We start from the raw sequence: 3,009 nt of genomic DNA on the forward strand, positions 1-3,009 counted from the left end.
GCCCGCCCCCTGCGCCACCTCTCGGAGGTACAGCGGCGGGTACTGACCACCGCCCAGCTCCGCTCGCACGGAGTGTCCCCGGCCGAGATGCACGAGCAGTGCCGGTCCGGCGGCCCCTGGCAGCAGCTCCTGCCGGGCGTGTACCTGCTCCACCCGGGACCGCCGACCAGTGAGGAGCGGCTGCACGCGGTGCTGCTGTACGCGGCCCGCGAGGTGACGGCGTCCGGGGTGCCCGCCCAGCCGGAGCCGGGGCAGTCGCACCGGCCCGTGTACCGCGAGGCGATGATCACGGGGCTGGCGGCACTGACCCTGCACGGCTTCACCTCCGCGCCGCCGCTGCTCTCCCTGGACCGCATCGACGTCCTGGTGCCCCGGCTGCGCCGGCTGCGCTCGACGGGCTGCGCGCACGTCCTGCGCGCCGCGTCCCTGCCGGCCCCGGAGGAGGCCACGGGGGTTCCGGTGGCGCCGGTGCCGCGCGCCCTGACGGACGCGGTGTCCCAGCTGACGGACGCGGGAGCGGTACGGCGGCTGCTGTCGGAGGCGGTGCGCGGCGGGCACTGCGAACCGGCCGCGATCGTACGGGAGTTGAACAACGCCAAGCTGCTGAGCCGGCCGCACGTGGTGGACGCCGTGGACTCGCTGCTGGCGGAGGGGCGGGCCATCGCCGAGGACCGTCTCTACACGATGGTGCGGGAGTTCGGCCTGCCGGACCCGGTGTGGAACGTGGACCTGCGGCTGCCGGGCGGCCCGCACCTGGGAGGCCTGGACGCGTACTGGCCGGAGCAGGCGGTGGCGGTGGAGCTGGACACTCGGGCCCCGCGTCAGGACGAGGACGCGCTCTGGTCGGAGTACGCCCGCAAGAGGGAGCATCTGGAGCGGCTGGGTATCACGGTCGTGTACATCACGCCGAAGAAGCTCCGGGACGGGATGGAGCAGCAGGCGGCGGTGGTGCGGACGGCGCTGATGGCGTCGGGGGACCGCGATCCGGCGGCGTATGTCGTGGTGCTGCCCCGGTAGTGACGGACCGGGGCGGCGCCAGGAGGGGAGAGGAGGGGCCACCGGGTGCGACCCGGCGGCCCCTCCTCATGCCGGTACCCGGCCGGTCACGGGCCGCTCGCGCCACAGTTCCAGCGCCACGTCGACCAGCCGGACCCGGGTCAGTTCCGGTACGGCGCTCAGGTCGTGCCAGGCGGCCAGGTCGGTCGATCCGCCGATCTCGTAGCGGAGTTCGCCGCCGGTCACCCGCGCCTCGTAGACGATCCGCACCCCGTGATGGTCGACGGGGCCGCGCAGGCCGCCGCGGTGGAAGGTGCGGCGGGAGGAGTCCATGCCGAGAAGACCGGTCACCTCGACGCGGTAGCCGGTCTCCTCCTCCAGTTCCCGTACGACCGTGTCGTGCGGGTCCTCGCCGTGTTCCATGCCGCCGCCGGGCAGCACCCACTCCGGGGTGCCGTCGGGCGCCGGCGAGCGGGCCAGCAGAAGTTTTCCGTCCCGGACGCACACGGCGTAGGCCGCCACCCTCAACGTCTTTCGCACACCGAGACGTTAGCGGTCACGGTCCGGGTTGGCAGGTGAGTATTCGGGCGCGGACCAGCGCAGGGGGAGCGCGGCCGGGGTGTCGAGGGTGTGCGTCACGGTGAAGCGGACCGTGCGCTCGCCGTCGGGGCCGAACTCGGTGCGGGCCTCCCCGGAGAGCTGCAGGGTGCGGCCCGTCGTCCAGTCGAGGAACAGCAGCCCGGCGCGCGGGTCGGCCATGAGGTTGCCGAGGCTCAGGAACATGGCGTTGCCAGGGTAGTCCCGCCAGGCCAGTTCGCCGGGTGAGAGGACCCGTACGAAGCCGGGGTTGCCGCCGCGGTGACTGGCGTCGGCGCCGCCCTCGCGGACGCTGGCGAGGAAGAAGGTGTCGGCGGCGGTGACGAACCCTGCCTGGTCCGGGGTGAGTTCGGCGCCGCGTCGGGGCGGCCCGGACGGACGGCCGGACACCGTCTCGTAGGTCTCCCGCTTCTGGAGGTACTTGGGGCAGTTGGCGAACACCTGGTCGGCGTCGACGGCGAAGCCGCGCGGGGTGGGCCGCAGCAGCCCGTTGAGACGCATACGGCGGCGGGTGCGCGGGTCGAGGGCGATCGTGCCGACGGGGGTGTGCGCGGTGGCGAGGGCCGCCGTGAGCGGGTCGGCGGGGGCCGGCCCTCCCGTGACGGAGATCCGCCGGGGACCGGTGGCCCGCACGAAGCCGGGCGTACCCGCGATCACCGAGGCCCATACGGCTCCGCTCGCCGGGTCGGCGGCGGCCAGGACGAGTTGCGGCTGGAGTTCCAGGAAGGCGGCGGCGACGGACCGGATGCCCTCGCCGACGGACCGGCCGACGTGGTCGGCCAGGTCGCGCACCCCGGCCCGGTCCTGGAGGGTGCGCGAGCCCGCGTGGTAGATGCCCATGACGTGATCCCTGACCTTGCGGGGTCTAGAAGAAGCCGCAGGTCGGAGCGGAGGCGTCGCCGGGAGCCGGGGCTCCGCCCACCCCGTCGGAGACCGAGATCTCCAGGCGGGTGCCGTCGGGATCGTGGAAGAAGATGCCGCCGGAGGCCGCGCCCTCGTGGTGGGCGACGACCCCCTCGTGGGCGAAGTCGGCGCCGTGGGCCCGCAGGGCCGCCTCGTACTCCCGGACGCGCTCGACCGAGTCGGCCTCGAAGGCGAGGTGGTGCAGTCCGGCGCGGGCTCCGTCGTACGCCCCCTGCGCCTGCTGCCAGAGGGTGAGGACGAGCCGCTCGCCGTCCCCGAGGAAGGCGTACCGCCGACCCTCCTCCTTGCCCTCCCCGACGAGGGCGAAGCCGAGGACGTCCCGGTAGAAGGCGAGCGAACGGTCGAGGTCGGTGACGTTCAGGCCGATGTGGCCGGTGCGCAGGGTCATGACAGGGGTTCCCCTTCGACGGAAACAGCAGCACGTGGAGTTCTAACCTCTGTAATTCACATTAAAGGTTAGAGGCAGCCGCGTCAACCGGTCACGTACCCTTC

General features: G+C 73.4%; 4 protein-coding genes. 1 reads left to right on the forward strand and 3 read right to left on the reverse strand.

Annotation, left to right across the window (positions count from 1 at the left end; translation table 11 throughout):
* Positions 1-1,017 (forward strand): hypothetical protein (locus BZL64_RS38010; protein WP_244205799.1); only part of this gene is annotated, 1,017 nt, incomplete at its 5' end.
* 66 nt (positions 1,018-1,083) lie between these two features.
* On the opposite strand, the gene BZL64_RS38015 is transcribed toward BZL64_RS38010, so the two are convergent.
* Genes BZL64_RS38015 through BZL64_RS38025 form a run of 3 tightly spaced genes read right to left on the reverse strand, consistent with a single transcriptional unit; the run spans position 1,084 to position 2,905 of the window.
* The gene (locus BZL64_RS38015) at positions 1,084-1,536 is read right to left on the reverse strand and encodes an NUDIX hydrolase (protein WP_244205800.1); all 453 of its coding nucleotides are present in this window, start codon (positions 1,534-1,536) and stop codon (positions 1,084-1,086) included.
* A 9-nt stretch (positions 1,537-1,545) separates the two neighbouring features.
* The gene (locus BZL64_RS38020) at positions 1,546-2,433 is read right to left on the reverse strand and encodes a pyridoxamine 5'-phosphate oxidase family protein (RefSeq protein WP_086773491.1); all 888 of its coding nucleotides are present in this window, start codon (positions 2,431-2,433) and stop codon (positions 1,546-1,548) included.
* Between the two features lie 25 nt (positions 2,434-2,458).
* Positions 2,459-2,905: a VOC family protein gene (locus BZL64_RS38025; protein WP_086773492.1), complete on the reverse strand. Its 447-nt coding sequence runs from the start codon at positions 2,903-2,905 to the stop codon at positions 2,459-2,461.
* Positions 2,906-3,009 lie beyond the last annotated feature (104 nt).

Origin of the sequence: Streptomyces bobili, from assembly GCF_002154575.1 — a bacterium.
GTDB lineage: Bacteria > Actinomycetota > Actinomycetes > Streptomycetales > Streptomycetaceae > Streptomyces > Streptomyces bobili.

What these genes read in the sequence shown, in the direction of transcription:
- BZL64_RS38020 (WP_086773491.1), bottom strand. Translation starts at nt 2,433, where the DNA reads ATGGGCATCTACCACGCGGGCTCGCGCACCCTCCAGGACCGGGCCGGG.
- BZL64_RS38025 (WP_086773492.1), bottom strand. Translation starts at nt 2,905, where the DNA reads ATGACCCTGCGCACCGGCCACATCGGCCTGAACGTCACCGACCTCGAC.